Origin of the sequence: Paenibacillus aurantius (genome assembly GCF_032268605.1) — a bacterium.
Lineage (GTDB): Bacteria > Bacillota > Bacilli > Paenibacillales > NBRC-103111 > Paenibacillus_AO > Paenibacillus_AO aurantius.
This window is the reverse complement of sequence record NZ_CP130318.1, coordinates 5,983,589-5,999,957: the sequence shown is the minus strand read 5'-3', so window position 1 is coordinate 5,999,957 and position 16,369 is coordinate 5,983,589. Positions and strand designations below refer to the sequence as shown.

The 16,369-nt window shown below is 57.8% G+C and carries 14 protein-coding genes; 9 read left to right on the top strand and 5 right to left on the bottom strand.

Annotation, left to right across the window (positions count from 1 at the left end):
- Positions 1 to 60: 60 nt before the first annotated feature.
- From MJA45_RS27180 to MJA45_RS27170, 3 genes are all read right to left on the bottom strand, one after another.
- Positions 61 to 1,491 carry an NAD-dependent malic enzyme gene (locus tag MJA45_RS27180; RefSeq protein ID WP_315605016.1) on the bottom strand — a complete coding sequence of 477 codons (1,431 nt, stop codon included), beginning with the start codon at positions 1,489 to 1,491 and terminating at the stop codon, positions 61 to 63.
- A 15-nt stretch (positions 1,492 to 1,506) separates the two neighbouring features.
- On the bottom strand, positions 1,507 to 2,946 hold the full coding sequence (gene aspA, locus MJA45_RS27175; protein ID WP_315605015.1) for an aspartate ammonia-lyase: 1,440 nt from the start codon (positions 2,944 to 2,946) through the stop codon (positions 1,507 to 1,509).
- Positions 2,947 to 3,039: 93 nt separating this feature from the next.
- Complete coding sequence (locus tag MJA45_RS27170; RefSeq protein WP_315605014.1) at positions 3,040 to 4,326, bottom strand: cation:dicarboxylate symporter family transporter; 1,287 nt, start codon at positions 4,324 to 4,326, stop codon at positions 3,040 to 3,042.
- Positions 4,327 to 4,545: 219 nt separating this feature from the next.
- Between MJA45_RS27170 and MJA45_RS27165 the strand changes: the two genes are divergently transcribed.
- Complete coding sequence (locus MJA45_RS27165; RefSeq protein ID WP_315605013.1) at positions 4,546 to 5,679, top strand: DUF2167 domain-containing protein; 1,134 nt, start codon at positions 4,546 to 4,548, stop codon at positions 5,677 to 5,679.
- Positions 5,680 to 5,823: 144 nt separating this feature from the next.
- Here the strand turns inward: MJA45_RS27165 and MJA45_RS27160 are convergent, their stop codons facing one another.
- Together MJA45_RS27160 and MJA45_RS27155 are read right to left on the bottom strand one after the other, a co-directional pair.
- A complete protein-coding gene (locus MJA45_RS27160; RefSeq protein WP_315605012.1) occupies positions 5,824 to 6,780 on the bottom strand; it encodes a DNA-binding domain-containing protein in 957 nt (318 codons plus the stop codon).
- Positions 6,758 to 8,134, bottom strand: coding sequence for a sensor histidine kinase (locus tag MJA45_RS27155; protein WP_315605011.1), 1,377 nt, complete (start codon positions 8,132 to 8,134; stop codon positions 6,758 to 6,760). Before MJA45_RS27155 ends, MJA45_RS27160 begins: the two co-directional genes overlap by 23 nt.
- A 123-nt stretch (positions 8,135 to 8,257) precedes the next feature.
- Between MJA45_RS27155 and MJA45_RS27150 the strand changes: the two genes are divergently transcribed.
- From MJA45_RS27150 to MJA45_RS27115, 8 genes are all read left to right on the top strand, one after another.
- A complete protein-coding gene (locus tag MJA45_RS27150) occupies positions 8,258 to 8,716 on the top strand; it encodes a hypothetical protein (RefSeq protein WP_315605010.1) in 459 nt (152 codons plus the stop codon).
- A 96-nt stretch (positions 8,717 to 8,812) separates the two neighbouring features.
- Positions 8,813 to 9,247: an EamA family transporter gene (locus MJA45_RS27145; RefSeq protein ID WP_315605009.1), complete on the top strand. Its 435-nt coding sequence runs from the start codon at positions 8,813 to 8,815 to the stop codon at positions 9,245 to 9,247.
- Between the two features lie 149 nt (positions 9,248 to 9,396).
- The gene (locus MJA45_RS27140; protein WP_315605008.1) at positions 9,397 to 9,849 is read left to right on the top strand and encodes a hypothetical protein; all 453 of its coding nucleotides are present in this window, start codon (positions 9,397 to 9,399) and stop codon (positions 9,847 to 9,849) included.
- 189 nt (positions 9,850 to 10,038) lie between these two features.
- Entirely contained in the window at positions 10,039 to 10,575 is a 537-nt protein-coding gene (locus tag MJA45_RS27135; protein WP_315605007.1) for an RNA polymerase sigma factor, read from the top strand.
- Positions 10,562 to 11,899 (top strand): DUF4179 domain-containing protein, encoded by a 1,338-nt coding sequence (locus MJA45_RS27130; RefSeq protein WP_315605006.1) that lies wholly within the window; start codon positions 10,562 to 10,564, stop codon positions 11,897 to 11,899. The genes MJA45_RS27135 and MJA45_RS27130 overlap by 14 nt, the downstream gene beginning before the upstream one ends.
- An 861-nt stretch (positions 11,900 to 12,760) precedes the next feature.
- Positions 12,761 to 14,368 (top strand): extracellular solute-binding protein, encoded by a 1,608-nt coding sequence (locus tag MJA45_RS27125; protein WP_315605005.1) that lies wholly within the window; start codon positions 12,761 to 12,763, stop codon positions 14,366 to 14,368.
- 130 nt (positions 14,369 to 14,498) lie between these two features.
- A complete protein-coding gene (locus tag MJA45_RS27120; RefSeq protein WP_315605004.1) occupies positions 14,499 to 15,452 on the top strand; it encodes an ABC transporter permease in 954 nt (317 codons plus the stop codon).
- Entirely contained in the window at positions 15,446 to 16,321 is an 876-nt protein-coding gene (locus MJA45_RS27115) for a carbohydrate ABC transporter permease (RefSeq protein ID WP_315605003.1), read from the top strand. The genes MJA45_RS27120 and MJA45_RS27115 overlap by 7 nt, the downstream gene beginning before the upstream one ends.
- Positions 16,322 to 16,369 lie beyond the last annotated feature (48 nt).

Here is a 16,369-nt window from a genome sequence, read left to right as displayed (position 1 = left end):
GACGGCGATTCGCATCTAATTCATCAAGTCAGGCCAGCCGGCCTCCGCCTGCTGCGCCGCTTAAACCTCGGCTTTGATCTCGCCCGGGTCTTTGCGGGCCACGCCGGTTTCGATGGCGGCCTGGATGACGGCGTCGCGCACCTTGCGGACCACGTTCTGGTTGAACACGCTCGGAATGATATACGTCTCGCTCAGCTCGTCATCCGTTACAACGGAAGCGATCGCCCGCGCGGCCGCCAGCTTCATCGCTTCGTTGACTTCCTTCGCGCGGCAGTCGAGGGCGCCGCGGAAGATGCCGGGGAAGCAGAGCACGTTGTTGATCTGGTTCGGGTGGTCGGACCGCCCGGTTGCGATCACGCGCACATGCGGAGCGGCGAGATCCGGGTCGATCTCCGGCACGGGATTGGCCATCGCGAAGACGATCGGGTCGGCGGCCATGCGGCGGACATCGTCCACCTTCAGAATGCCGGGGGCCGATACGCCGATGAAGACATCCGCACCGGCGATGACCTCGCTGAGCGGGCCGGACAGGTTGTCCGGGTTCGTGAACTCGGCATAGCGCGTCCACTGCGGGTTATCGTAATTCTCTCCGCGGTGGATGGCGCCGGCACGGTCCACCCCGACCACGTTGCGGGCGCCGGCCGCGAGCAGTATCTTCGTGCAGGCGATGCCGGCGGCGCCGATGCCGTTCACGATGATCTTGATGTCCTCGAGCTTCTTGCCGGTCAGGCGCAGGGAGTTGAACAGCCCGGCCAGCATGACCACGGCGGTTCCGTGCTGGTCGTCATGGAAGACGGGAATGTCGAGCTCCTGCTTCAGCCGTTCTTCGATTTCGAAGCAGCGGGGGGACGAGATGTCCTCCAGGTTGATGCCCCCGAATGCAGGAGCCATCGCTTTTACGATGCGGACGATCTCGTCCGGGTCCTTCGTGTCGAGGCAGATCGGGAAAGCATCGACGCCGGCCATCTGCTTGAACAGCATAGCCTTTCCTTCCATGACCGGCATGGCCGCGGAAGGGCCGATGTCGCCAAGCCCGAGGACCGCCGTTCCGTCGGAGACAACGGCTACCGTATTGCGCTTGATCGTCAGCGTATACGCCTTCGACGGCTCCTCGGCAATGGCGGTGCACACCTGGGCCACGCCCGGCGTATAGACGCGGGAGAGGTCGTCGCGCGTCTTGATCGGCACCTTGGGCTGGATCTCGATTTTTCCGCCCAGGTGAACGAGGAACGTGCGGTCGGAGATGTGAATGATCGACACGCCGTCGAGCTTCTTGAGGCGGGCTGCGATAAGCTCGCTGTCGGCCTGGTCCCCGACATTGACGGTAATGTCGCGGATGGTGGACGTTTTGCCGGTGGAGATGATGTCAATCCCGACGATGTCCCCTCCCGCCTGTCCGATGGAGGTGGCGATTTCCCCGAAGGAGACGGTCTCCGTCTCCAGCTTCAAACGGTAGACGATGCTGATGCTAGCTTTTTTCAAGATGGCCATGGATGCAAAACTCCTCTATTGGTTTTCGAGCAGGGACTTGCCGGCGATCCCGGGGTCCGTCATTTCGTAAGGGTTAAGAATGATGTCGAGCTCTTCCTCGGTCAGCACGTTGTTCTCCAGGCACAGCTCCCGGACGGAGCGCCCCGTCTCGATGGCCGTCCGCGCGATGCGCGCCGCCGCTTCGTAGCCCAGGTGCGGGTTAAGCGCGGTAATGATGCCGACGCTGTTGTCCACGTAGGCCTTGCAGCGGGCGGCATTCGCCTGAATGCCCTCGAGGCAGTACGTGCGGAACACGCGGAATGCCTGGTTCATCATGCTGAGCGACTGAAGCAGGTTGAAGAACAGGACCGGCTCCATCACGTTCAGCTCGAGCTGTCCCGCTTCGGAGGCGAGGCAGATCGTGTTGTCGTTGCCGATGACCTGGAACGCCACCTGGTTGATCAGCTCGGCCATGACCGGATTAACCTTGCCCGGCATGATGGAGGAACCGGGCTGGCGGGCGGGCAGGGTAATCTCTCCGAAGCCGGCGCGCGGCCCGGAAGCCATCAGGCGAAGGTCGTTCGCCACCTTCGACATGTTCATCATGCACACCTTCAGCGCGGCCGAAACCTCCGTATACACGTCGGTATTCTGGGTCGCGTCGACGAGGTGCTCGGCGCTCACAATCGGGTGTGCGCTCTCTTCCGCAAGCAGCTGCACGATGCGCTTGATGTAGCCGGGATCGGCGTTCAGGCCGGTTCCGACGGCCGTGGCGCCCATGTTGACCTCGTAGAGGTGCTCCTTCGTGCGGGCGATGCGGGCCTTGTCGCGGGCCACTACACGGGCGTAGGCCTCGAATTCTTGGCCTAGCCGGATGGGCACCGCGTCCTGAAGGTGGGTGCGGCCCATTTTGATAATGGGACCGAATTCCTCCGCCTTCGCATGAAAGGCCGCATGCAGCTCGTCCATGGTGGCGAGCAGCTTGTCGAGCAGGGTCAGGGTAGCAATATGCATGGCCGTCGGGAAAGCGTCGTTCGTCGACTGGCCTTTGTTAACATGAGAGTTCGGGCTGAGCGCGAAATAGTCGCCTTTCTCCTCGCCGAGCAGTTCCAGGGCGCGGTTAGCGATGACTTCGTTCGCGTTCATGTTAATGGACGTGCCGGCGCCGCCCTGAATGGGATCCACGATGAACTGGTCGTGCCAGCGGCCGCCGATGATTTCATCCGCCGCCTTGACGATGGCCTCGGCCAGGTTCGGGGGCAGCTGACGGATTTCTTCGTTGGCTTTCGCGGCGCATTTCTTGACAATGGCCAGCGCCCGGATCAATTCGGAGTGCACGCGGTACCCGGTAATCGGGAAATTCTCCGCCGCTCTCATCGTTTGAATGCCGAAATACGCTTCCTTGGGAATTTCCTTCGTTCCTAGAAAATCTCGTTCAATCCGGGAATCGTCCTTGTATTCCACTCGGTTTGCCATGGTCGGATAGCTCCTTTGTCCTAGATACTGGTTTAGGGTGCACATTCTGCCCGGCTTCTAAGCTTACCTGCCGAGCTAAGGCTTCTTCGCCGCTTAAACGGCGATCTCCTTCTCCTTGGCCGCAAGGCGGACATCCTCCTTGTACTGCTCGGCCTGGGTCGAATCGTATTTGCCTTCCCACTTAGACATTACCACAGCGGCAAGGGAATTGCCCAATACATTGACGACCGTACGCGCCATATCGAGCAGACGGTCGATGCCGACGATGAACATGAGGCCTTCCACCGGAAGCCCGACCGAGCCGAGGGTGGCGAGCAGCACGACGAACGATACGCCCGGCACGCCGGCGATTCCTTTCGAGGTGACCATCAGGACGAGCATAAGCGTGATCTGTGCCGAGATCGGCATGTGAATGCCGTACATCTGGGCGATAAACAGAGCCGCCAACGCCTGATACAGCGTCGAGCCGTCCAGATTGAACGAGTAACCGGAAGGAATGACGAACGACGTGATGGAGCGCGGACAGCCGAATTTCTCCATTTTCTCCATCAGCTTAGGCAGAACGGCTTCGGAGCTCGCGGTCGAGTAGGCGAGGATCAGCTCGTCCTTCAGGATGCGGGCCAGGGTGAAGATACTCGTTCCCGCCATCTTGGCGATGACCCCGAGGACCACAAGGATGAAGAACAGCATGGCTCCGTAGACGGACAGCACGAGCTTGCCAAGCGGGATGAGGGAAGAAACCCCGAACTTCGACACCGTGACCCCGATCAAGGCAAAAACCCCGAACGGAGCCAGCTTCATGACCTGGTTCGTTACCCAGAACATGCCGTCGGACACGCCCTGGAAGAAATTCAACACCGGCTTGCCCCGTTCCCCGATTACAGCAATGCCCAGGCCGAACAGGACAGAGAAGAAGATGATGGCGAGCATATCGCCTTTGACAATGGCGTCAAATACATTGGTAGGCACAATATGAACGAACGTATCGACGATGCCGTGGCCTTTGGTGGTCGCGGTCGTTTCCACGTACTTGGAAATGTCGGATTTGGCCAGATGGGAGGTATCGACTCCGGCTCCGGGCTTGATCACATTGGCAAAAAGCAATCCGATGAGAATCGCAACCGTTGTGACAACCTCAAAATAGAGCAGGGTTTTGCCTCCGAGCCTTCCGAGCTTCTTGACGTCGCCTACCCCGGCCACTCCGACAATCAGGGTGGAGATGACGATGGGAACGACGATCATTTTGATAAGACGCATAAAAATATCGCCAATCGGCTGCAGATAAGTGGAAACAGCCGGATTTCCATAGAACACCGCCCCGACCGCTATCCCGAGCGCCAGGCCGATGATGATTTGCCAAGCCAAGCTAATTTTTCTCATATCGGTTCCTCCTCTTCTGAAAACGCTTTACTACTGGTTTGCAAACCGAATCTATTGACCGGCAGATTATCATGATAGAGGCGGAACTAGACCATCCTACATAAACCTACAAAAGCCCCAAAAGAAAGATAGGGAAATAGGTTGGTTCTTGACGGGAGAAACTGGGTAATAGTACCCTGCTATTTATTGCCAAATTAAAGAGAGAGAGGAACATGCAGCTTGAAGAACAGACGGTGGAGAACCAAACTGGGTACGGGGCTATTGGCCCTCCTGCTAGCGGCAGGGATTCCGGCAGGGGCCTACGCGGCGCCGGCCGACTTGAATTGGGTGGAAGGAACGGGGCAGACGGTTCCGGTCGGAGATAATCTGGCGGAGCTTAAGCTCGGCTCGGATTATGTATTCCTGAATGGAAAAGACAGCCAAACCTTCCAGAAAGAGAACGGAGGCACTCCTTCCGGCACGGAAATCGGCTCCGTCTTCCCGAAGGCCGAGGACCAGGCCTGGGCCTTATTCTTCGAATATGAGGAGCCCGGACATATTGCGGACGATGAAAAAGATGAGATCGACGCCAAGGCGCTTCTGAAGAGCTACAAGGACGGCACGAAGGAAGCGAATGAAGGCAAGACGGAGGAAAACAAGCTGTACGTGGACGGCTGGGAAAGCGAGCCCAAGTATGACGACAAGCTGCACAACCTGACCTGGTCGATTCTCGGCCATTCGGGCAGCAACGAGAAGCTGGTCAATTACAACGTGCGCCTGCTGACGCGCGAAGGATACATATCGGCCGTGCTCGTCTCGGATCCGGAGCATTTGGCGACATCCCGCCAGGAGATGGAGGCCAAGGTGCTGAACAACTTCTCGGTGAAGGCGGGACAGCGCTACGAGGATTTCGACAAGTCCACGGACAAAATGTCCAAGTTCGGCCTCACCGGCCTGATACTGGGCGGTGCGGGGCTGGCCGTCGCCAAGAAGGTCGGGCTGCTGGCCCTGCTTCTGGTCGGCCTGAAGAAGTTCGGCGTGCTGATCGTGGTGGCGGTTGGCTGGGCGTGGCGCTTTATCCGCGGCAAGAAGAAGAAGCCGGCGGAGCAGCCCGCGGGGCTGTCGCCCGAGCAGCTGCAGCAGGCGCGCCCGGTGGACGAGTCCCCGCTGGCGGAGCCGGTTCAGCGAGCGGAGAATGGAGGCGCGGAGGCTGGATCCTTGCAGCGGATGGAGCAGACGGAGCAGACGGAGCAGGCGGAGGGGATGGAGCAGCGGTTGGAGAAGCAGGAAGGTCCTGCGGCTTCCGATGGGCAGCCGGGCGGCACCACGCTGCCGGGAAGCCGGTCGACGACCCCTCCGGGCTCTGGAGCTTAGCGGCAGGGGGTAGGGGTTGTCACACCCTGCTAAGGGTGGGGCTCCCTGAAGCCGCTGCTTGGAGATAAAGACAAGAAGAAGACGTTCCCCCTGGAAATTCAGGCGGGGGAACGTCTTTTTTTGGCGGGCCATTTGCCAATGAAATTAAGGAGAAGAGGGCTTGCTCTCGTAATACAGCACCTGCAGAAACTTTTTGATGTTCAGCTTCGGGGAAGAGGGCGGCGCCTCCTGCTCGAGCTCGAGCATCTTCTTCCGGACTTCCGTGAAGTCAAAATATTTCGCGGCGTACGCCTCGAAAACGGGACTTCCGAAGTCCGTCAGGCCGAGCGAGGCGAGATGCGCCAGCGCCTGCTGCAGTGCCCGGCGGACGCGCTGCTCCGCGGCCTTGACCTCCTTCTGGACCGCGGCGGGCTCCGCCTCCGGTCCGAGCCGGGTCACGGCCGCCCGCTCGAAGATGTCCTTCAGCGCCGGGAAGTCCCGGCCGAAGGACGTCTCGCGGTCGAGCTCCGCCGCCGCCCGGAGCATGTCCAGCAGGTCGGCGCTGCCGGCTTCGCCGATAAGGCCGAGCTCCGCGAGATGCGCGCGCCCGGCCGCGAGCAGGCGGTCCGCCGCGGGCGGGCCGGACCGTCCGGCGGGGCCGGCCGATCCGCCAGCCGACGCGCTGTCCGCGTAGCCCGGCCCGTTCCCGGGCAGCCCGGAGAGCGACCGGCGGATCGCGTGGATCGAGCGCTCGAGCTGAAGCCGCTCGGCGACCTTGCGGATCACGGAGACGACCTCGACCCGGTTGATCGGCTTCGTGATGTAGTAGTCAAGGCCGAGGGAATAAGCTTCGGCGATCATGTCCTTGGATTCGACCTGCGAGAGCATAATGATTTTGCCCGTGTAGGCTCCGCCAAGGGAGCGGACGGTTTCGATCCCGTCCCTTCCCGGCATGAGCAGGTCGATGAGAAGCACGTCGGCCTTCTTGAGGGCGAGCATGTCCGCCTCGACCGCCGATCCGTCCGCGGCCTTGCCGGCTACGGTACCGAGCTCCTCGTCCTCGATCAGCTCGGCCAGCATATGCCGGACGGCCGGATCGTCATCCACGATGTAGAAGCGCATGGGGTTCCTCCTCGGGTGAAATTCGTTCCAGCGGCAGTTCCAGGCGGAATACTGTTCCCGGGCGCTCGCCGGGGCCGGAGCCGGCTTCGAGCCGCACCGAACCGCCCAGCTCTTGGACCGTCTGCCTGACATAGGACAGGCCGATGCCGGTGGAAGCCTCGCCGGCGGAATCGTACTTGGTCGTAAAGCCCGGCTCGAAGACGACCTCCCGGCTTCGCTCCGGAATCCCGGGACCGTTGTCCTCCACACGAAGGATCAGCCGGTCGCCTTCGCGAAAGGCCTCGGCCCGGATGTGCCCTTCCCCTTTTCCTTCGAGGGCCTCCACGGCATTGGCGACCAGGTTGTTCAGCAGAGACAGCACCGTGTACGCATGGACCGGCAGGCTGTCCGGAGCGTGGAAGGTGAACGTTACCGTTTTGCCCAGGAGAGCGGCGTAATTGCGGTTCGCTTGGAGGAGAATCTCCCCCAACTCCTTCAGCGGGAGATAATCTCCCGAGCCTTCCCGGGTGATGAGCCGGGACAGTCCGGCATAGATGCGCTGGTTGTCCTTCTTGATGTCGTGCACCTCACCGGCCAGCCGAAGCAGGCGGGGCGCCAGGCTTTTGGCGGATTCTGTCCCGTTGTCCGTCTGGTTCAGCCGGCGGTACAGGTCATATCCGTCCCGGGTGATCCTTTCCGCGGCGGTTAACGTTTTCTTAAGATGAAAGGCATCCTGGTACAGGTCCGACACGAGCAGGAGCATCCGCTCCTTCTGCCGGCGCTGAAGCTCCGCTTCCTGCTCGGATTGGCGGAGCAGGACGATCGTATAGAAGCCGAGCGCGAAGAAGCTCCGGATGACGGCGAGCAGCACGATTTCCCCGAAGTCGAGAGGAGTGATCGGGAAATCCCGCGGGATGGTGCGGAAAGCGAGCTCGACGAGATTGGCGGCGGTTTCGGCCGCCACGGCAATGCCTCCGACCACGGCCGGACGATAACGATAGCGCGAAAGGCCGAGTATTGCGGCGACGCCGGCATAAGTCAGGTAGAACGAGAAGGCCGGATAATGGCCAACAAGAGAATCCCAGAAGCTCACCGAGGCTCCGGGGACGAGTCCCGCGGTTCGGGCTGCGATCCCATCCTCCACCATGCGAAAGAGCATCACTGCCGCCCCGGCCCCCAGTCCGCAGAGCAGCGGGGAGAAGCGGTCGAGCCAAAGCAGGAAGAAGAGAAAGACCGAGGTGCCGAGGCTGACCCGGAAGTCCAGCGGGAAAGGGAAGAATTTCAGCTCGCCGGCCAGCGGTACGGCAAGCAGCATAAGCAGGTAGAGCTTTCCTTGGGAGGACGGGTAAGAAGCCGGCCGGTCCGGTACAGGCAAGGCGGGTCCCCTCCTTCGTATGATGCTGTCCCCACGGAAAAGGACGGGGATGGCTTTCGTTGCCGGTTTCTTTTAGTATAAGCCAGGGAAGGGCATTTCATCTAATGGGAAGGAGCTGGCGGCATGAAAACCTATTTCTGGCGGGGAGGCGGGATTCCCGGCTTGGCGGCCGGCCTGATTCTGGGCTGTTTCTTCAAAGGGATCCAGGCCTGGTCGGGCGAGCCGGTCTACGTCCTTCTGCTGACAATCGATTATCTTCCCGTGGTAGGCGGGGCGGACCTGCCGGAAGGGGCAGCCTTTCTCCTTCATCTTCTGATTTCCTGTCTCGCGGCCTGGGTGATTCATCGGATCATTCTGCGAAGGAGATGGACAGGCAAGCGGCGGTGGGCCGCGCTCATGGGAGCGGGCATCGGGATCGGGGTGCTGCTTTACCCGACTTCGTTTCTGTCCGCTTATACCCCGCATGACTTCGCTCCGGTCTTTCTCACCTGGTGGCTCGCCGGCCATTTGCTGTACGGAATCACGCTTGGCTTGATGGGAACAGGCATTCATCCCCGGGTTTCTGCCGAAAGGCTTCCTTAATGCCCGGGCTGGCCTAAGAGACGGCCTGCCGATGAATGGAAACCTCCGAAATGACGCATACCAGGAGAAACGGAAACAGGACAAAGGATGGTTCTCATGGGAAATGCGCTTTGGCTGGTTTATGCCCTTCTGGCGGCGGTGACGGGGGCCTTGGTCGCCCTTTTCGGCAAAATGGGCCTGCAGGGCGTCGATTCCAATGTGGCCACCGCGGTACGGAGCGTGATCATGGCGGTCTTCCTGCTGGGAGTCATTGCGGTGCAGGGCAAGCTGAGCCTGATCCCGGTCATCACCGGCAATCGCAGAGCTCTCTGCTTCATCGCTTTAAGCGGAGTGGCGGGTGCGTTATCCTGGCTGTTCTATTTTCTTGCTCTCCGCTTGGGAAAGGTGGGTCAAGTGGCCCCGGTTGACCGGCTGAGCGTCGTGTTCGCGATCGTCCTCGCTTACTTTTTTCTGGGCGAGAAGATCAGTCTGCAGGGCGGGATGGGCGTGGGCCTTATGGTGGTGGGTGCGATCCTCGTTGCCTTGGCTTGAAGGCGGCGAGCCGGCGCGGTGTCCTTCTTGGACGGCCCTTCCCCAGAGCTCTAACGGTCCTGTGCTAAAAATTCCTGCCGTCTCCGTAACCTTTAAGCGGCTCGGGCTGTCTACCCTGTAGAGAGGGATGGAGAAAGGCAGGGAAGACGATGACCCGTATCCAGAAGCTCGTTTCGCTGTCCGCACTGGCCGCAATGGTGCTTGGGATGCTTCTGGTCGCGGCCGTATTCATGAGCCAGCCAACGGAAGCCAATGAGAACGAAATGGACGCGAGGCTTGCTTTGCTGTTCCATCAGCTGGAGAAAGAAGTTCAGGCGAAACCGGCCAAGGGTTTAAGCTCGAACCCCTATGATTACCTAAAAGAAAGCACGGCTTGGGAGCAGATCGTCGGGCTTGGAGAGGAAGCGCTCCCGTCGCTGGAGAGAAGGCTCCAGGATTCCTCCAACGGATTGGTAGGATATTGGACCGCTCTAGCCATGGAGCGGATTGCCGGAGTGGACCTGAAGAAGCAGGGGAGTACCGGCTGGGAGACGGTGGAGGAGTTCAAGACCGTCTGGGAGGGGTATCGGCAAAAGAAGACCGGGGCAGCTGATCCTCGGTAATCGGACGATTGGTTCGTTAGACATTATGGCCGCGTAAACCGTCCCCGGGACGGTTTTTTTGCGCTGCCGCCAAAAAAGTTTCGGCCGCAGGTGAACCGGATCCCCTCTTCCTTTATCTAATTGTTATAATGCTTCCGGAAGCATACATAAGGCGGTCCTACGGGAACCGCCGCAAGGAGGAGAACGTGCTTGTCACCGTCGCTATCCGATATCAAGCTTGCCCGCCGAGGGGACAAGGAGGCGTTTGCCCGCCTGATCCGGACCCTGGAGCTCAGTCTCTATGGCGTAGCCCGGTCGATGCTTCGCCGGGACGAGGACTGCGCCGATGCCATTCAGGAAACGATCCTGAAGGCGTGGAACGCCCTGCCCTCGCTGAAAGAGCCCGCCTATTTCAAAACCTGGCTGTGCCGGATCCTGATCAACGAATGCCGGCGGCTGATGCGCCGGGACAGCCGCACCGTGGCGGTTGATGAGATTCCCGCCGAGGCCTTCTCAACGGACGCTTATGAGAACATAGACCTGCGAAAAGCCGTGGACCGGCTGGAGGAAACCCTGAGGCTCGTGGTGACGCTTCATTATTATGAGGACATGCCGCTTAAAGAGATTGCGGAATTGCTCGAAGCCCCCGAAGGCACGATAAAATCCCGTCTTCATCGGGCGCGTCAGCTGCTGGCCGAATGGCTGGAAGGACCGGAGGAAAGGAAGATGACCTATGAGCCGTGCTAATCTGGATGCCCGCTTGGAACACCTGCTGGAGGACAAGCCGAAGGAGCTGCCGGACGCGGTTCGTTCCCGGATCGAGCTTACCCTTGCCCGTCTGCCGGACCGCCGGCCAGCCTGGCGTCCTTGGCGGCCGTGGGCTTTCGCTACGGCCGCCGCAGCTGTAACGGCTCTCGCGGTTCTCGGCTCGGCCTTCGTCTCTCCTGCGGCCGCCGCCCAGCTCCGCCACATGCCCGGCGCAGCGTCCGTGTTTCGGCTAGCCGGGGACTTCGGGCTCAAAGCTGCGGACGAGAAGGGGCTGGTGACCACGGTGAACCAGCACGCCGACGACCAGGGAATCGAGCTGCAGATCTCCGAAGCCCTGTACGACGGGACCCGGCTGTCCATTGGGTACCTTCAGACGGCTTCGGGCCAGCCCGGGGAGCTGGAAAGCATACGGTATGCCATTGACGGCAAGCCCGTGTCTTTTGCAGGCAGCCAATCCGGGAGCCGAATGGACGAGCATACGTATGCCGGGGTCATCAACCTAACCCCGGAGGCGGAGCTGCCGAAGCAATTTGAAGTGACCATGACCGTCTCCCGAATAGGAGGGAAGGAAGGAAAATGGGCCTTTACCTTCCCGGTCCGCAGGATGACCTCCACGAACACAGTCGTGATGCCCATGAAAACCCAATCTTCCGGAGACCTGACGCTGACCGTTCGGAAAATCGTCTTCACGCCGAGCTCCACCGAGTTGGATGTTCAAATCAAGCAGCCGAAGTCGTTCGACCGCTTTATCAACTACGATTTGGTGGATGACCAAGGAGTGGTGTTCGAGCGGCGAAGCGGAGGAGGCGGAGGACGAACCGAAGGAGATTTTGAAATCGCGGATTTCAAGCAGCTTTTCGGCCCTGCTCAGAAGATCCCTCAATCCGTAACCGTCCGTCCCGTCATCGAAGGCGGCCTCGAAGCCTCGGTTCCTCTAAAAGAAACCCGGGTCCCTATGGAGTCCGCCCCGGATGAGGAGCATCCCCTTGTTCTATCCCAAGGGGAGACGGGACAGCTCAAGATTACCCGAGTGGAGTTTCTGAAGGACAAAACGCTTGTCCATTACCAGACCGAAGGCAGCCAGCCCTTCCTTCAGTCAACCCAGTTGTGGATTGAGGACGAGACGGGACGCAAGTATCTGCTGCTCGACAGACGGACCGAGACGGTCGACCCCGGCCGCCATATGTTCCTTAGGGAATTTCCTCCGTTCCGTCCGGACCAGAAGCTGACCTTTGTCACCCGGGAGCTGCCCGAGCCGAACTATGCCGAGGGGCTGGAGATGACCATTCCGATTCAAAAGTAATTCCAGGAGTTATTTAGTAATACTTTGCATTACTTAATTGCAATTTATCATGAGAAGGCGGCCAAAATCCTTACTCCACAAGGGTTTTGGCCTTTTTATATAAGGAAGGAAGTTCGCGGTGACTTCTGATTTCATGCTGCAATCCCGCCTTTTCTTCAGTTGAAATCTGCTGCTCAAGACTTTCCCGGGAAATATTTATCTCTAGGATTTTACAATATTTTCCTGAACAATACATAAGAAAAAACGTGGCCAAAAGGCCCTTCCCATACCGTCGGAGCCCGATACGATTTCGCTGAAAGGAGGGACACGACATTATATAGTACAGGACTTCCGGCTCCCTAAGGCATGGCCGTTCACGCGGGGACCATCGGAAGCCTGCCAGAGGGCCTGCTCGTTCGATAACGTTTATCCGAATAGCATCGCCCCAGCGTCTCATGGAACGAAAGAATGGGACTTGCGTTATCGAACCAGGATACCCGCTAGGGCGGAAATTTGGCGGTTTCCCCCTGCCTGGGGCTGCTTTTGGCGCTTGCAAGAGAGATAATTATAAGCCTTCCAGCCCGGTTTTACCTCACTGACCGGCCATCCTTTTTCCTTTCCGGCAAGCCCAGTTTTCTAACCGTAATTTGCTTATTTTCTATCATTTGTTTATTTTCCACACGTCCAAAACCTAGGAAAGACAAGGGGTTAGGTCACGGCGAACGAAACAACCGCGGAAATTCCCCAACCTTATGAAAACCCTTACTTTACGATATCCCCTGCCTCTTCCTATAATCAGACCTAAGCCAAAGGGCGCAGAAAGCCGGTGACGGCTCGGGCTCGGGGGCAAACAAGCGTGACCTTTTATAAGGAGGAGTCAAGATGGTAACGAAAAAGAGAATGTCCGTGGTGCTAACCTTGTCGGCCATGGCAACCGTATTTGCGGGATGCGGAGGCGGTAAGGATAGTGCCTCAGGACAGAGCCCATCCCCGGCGGCAAGTGCGCCGGCAGCAACGTCGAATTATGGGGACACGGGAGGAGTCAAGCTTCCGATCGTTGACAAGCCCACCACTCTTACTTGGATGCTCGTTAGCGATAAAAATCCGAACCTGGCGGATTCCATGGTCATCAAGGAAATCGAGAAACGCACCGGAATCAAGCTGGAGATTCAAGCGTATTCCTCTCAAACCTATAAAGACAAGCTGAAGGTCGTTGTGGCTTCCGGCAAGCTTCCGGATATTTTCCATGGGCAAACCCAGACCGAAATTAACAAGATGGGTGCGCAAGGAGCCCTGACCCCGATCAACGAATACTTGAAAGACCTTCCTAACTTCAAAAAGCTATATGTAGATGATAAAGAAAACAACTGGGTCATGAAATCGTGGTCCGATGACAAGAACAACATGTACACCTGGCCGATCTACGGGCTGAACCGTGACGTGAACCACGGCTTCCTGTACCGCAAGGATATCTTCGATAAAGTGGGCATTAAAGAATGGACGAACACGGATGAGTTCTACAATGCCCTTAAGAAGCTGAAGGAAGCTTACCCGCAGTCTTATCCGTACGCCTCCAAGACCAAGGAAAACATTTTCCGTGACTGGGCTTACGGCTGGGGCGTGGGCGGGAATGATTTCCCTGCTTACTATGACGAGAAGGACAAGACGTGGAAGAGCGCTTATACGGCGGCTGAATTCAAGGCTGAGCTTGACTTCATGAAGAAGCTGTACAACGAGGGGCTGATGGATCCGGAGTTCCTGACCGATACCGACGCTTCCTGGACGGCCAAAATGACGACCAACAACAAGTCGTTCGTAACCTTCGACTGGATCGGGCGCCTGGATTCGTTTGCGAACCAAGTCAAGTCCCAGAATCCGGAGTACAACCTTCGCTACGGCAACCCGGTAGGACCGACCGGCCATGTCCGCAGCCTGCCTAAGATCAGCAACTTCGGTATCGTCGTGCCGAACGGCAAGAACAAGGAAATCGCCCTGAAGCTGCTCGACTACTTGACGAGCCCGTCGGGTTCCTCGCTGGTTACGATGGGAATCGAGGGCGAAACCTACAAGATGGAGAACGGCAAGCCGGTTTATCCTGAGCTGAAGGACGTTCCGCTCGTAGACATCGCGGCGCTGGAGAAGCAGTACGGCATGTGGCTCGAAGGCATGTATCTCCGTCCTAACAAGCAGAGCGTCTACTTCAACTTTACGGAGAAAGAAAAAGAAGCTCAAGACAAGATCAACAACGGCAAGAAATATGAGCCACTGGATCCGGTCCTTAAGTTCAACGACGATGAGTCGAAGACGATCGCCGACATCCGCACTTCCCTTGACAAAGCGGCTAACGAGTTTGCCGCTAAGTACATCATGAAGAAAGAATTCGGCGACGCTCAATGGACCGAGTGGACGCAGAACGCCGAGAAACTGGGCGCTAAGAAGATGGTGGATGCGTACAACTCCGCCCAGAAGCGCTTTGACGAAGGCAAGTAAGTATCATTCTCTAGTGTGAGTAAGCAAGCTATTTGACCGTAACAACAAGCAATCCCAAGAAAAAAGGACACCGATACCCTGGGGAGACTTCTCTCCGGGGTCCCGGTCCTAAAGAGTAGGAGGAGGGGCCATGCAGTTGACACAAGCGGAGCTGACGAGGCAGAAGAACCCGTCCCGCCTTTCGTCAGTTTGGCGCCATATTAAACAAGACCGTCAGCTTCTTATCCTTTTTCTTCCCTGTATCGTGTTCTTTATCCTTTTCCGGTACGGCCCGATCTACGGCTTGATCATCGCGTTCAAGGATTACAATGTATATCAGGGAATTCTGGACAGCCCGTGGGTCGGTCTGGAGCATTTCCGTCGGTTTTTTGACAGCCCGGATTTCTGGATTCTCTTCCGGAACACCTTGCAGCTCGGCCTTTTTACGCTCCTGTGGGCGTTTCCGTTTCCGATTCTGTTCGCCGTTATGCTTAACGAAGTCCGGTTTATCCGGTTCAAGAAATGGGTTCAGACGTTCAGTTACCTGCCCTCGTTTCTTTCCGTAGTTATCGTCAGCAGTATGATTATCGACTTCCTGTCGCCGACGCACGGCTTAATTAACGAGCTGTTGAAAGCATTCGGGTTCACCCCGACCTATTTCCTGGCGGCACCGGAATGGTTCCGGACCATCTACATTTCCACCGACATCTGGCAGCATATGGGCTACGATGCGATCATCTACCTGGCGGCCATCGCCGCGATTGATCCTTCGCTCTATGAAGCGGCCAAGGTGGACGGAGCGAGCCGGTTTCATATGATGCGCTACATTACCATTCCGAGCATCATGCCGACCATTGTCATTATGTTCATCCTGAAGAGCGGTGCCATGTTCCGGATCGGCTATGAGAAGGTTCTCCTTCTGTACAGCCCGATGACCTATGAGGTGGCCGACGTCTTCTCCACATATGTGTACCGCAAAGGGCTGTTGGAAACAAACTACAGCTATGCTTCAGCCGTCGGGCTGTTCGAGTCCATGATCGCCCTGGTCATGCTGCTCCTAACGAATTTTGTCAGCAAACGCGCAGGGGGGAAAGGATTATGGTAAGCATTAGGGCCACACGATCGCGTTATACGCTTCTCGACTGGGTGCTTGTGCTCATCCTCGGTCTGGTAGGCGTGGTCACCCTCTATCCGGTCATCTATATCGTAGCCATCTCCTTCAGCGATACGGCTTATATCGTGCAGAACAAGGTCTTCCTGTGGCCGAAGGGCTTCACCCTGGAAGCCTACCAGAAGATTTTCAACGATCCCAAAATTCCGCGGGCGTACCTGAATACCATCATTTATACCACGCTCGGCACGGGGATTAACCTGCTCATGACGGCAGTTGCGGCTTATCCGCTGTCGCGTCCGAACTTTTTTGGCCGCAAGTACTTTATGATTGCGATTGTCCTGACGATGTTCCTGAACGGCGGAATTATTCCGACTTATCTCATCGTGCAGAAGCTGCACATGATCGACTCGATCTGGGCCATCGTTATCCCGAACGCCATCTGGACGATGGAGCTTCTTATTCTGAAAAGCTTCTATGAGAACATGTCCGGCTCCCTGCGGGAATCGGCCTTGATTGACGGGGCGTCCGAATACCGGATTCTCTTCAGCATCATCCTGCCGCTTTCGAAGCCGGCGCTTGCTTCCATCGGCTTGTTCTATTTCATGGGCCACTGGAACAGCTTCTTTATTCCTATGATCTACTTGAATGACACGAAGCTTTATCCGCTGCAGGTCGTGCTTAGGGATATGCTGTTCTTCGATTCGACCCAGCAGAACAGCCTGGTCGACCAGTCGGCCATAACCCCTCAGGCGATGAAGAACGCGACTATTTTCGTGTCCATGGTTCCGGTTCTGCTCGTTTACCCGTTTGCCCAGAAATATTTTGCAAAAGGAATCATGCTCGGCTCCGAGAAGGGATAATGGCTCTTTTTGTCGAATAAGGTCTCTATGCGAAACCGTTCCGGTTTC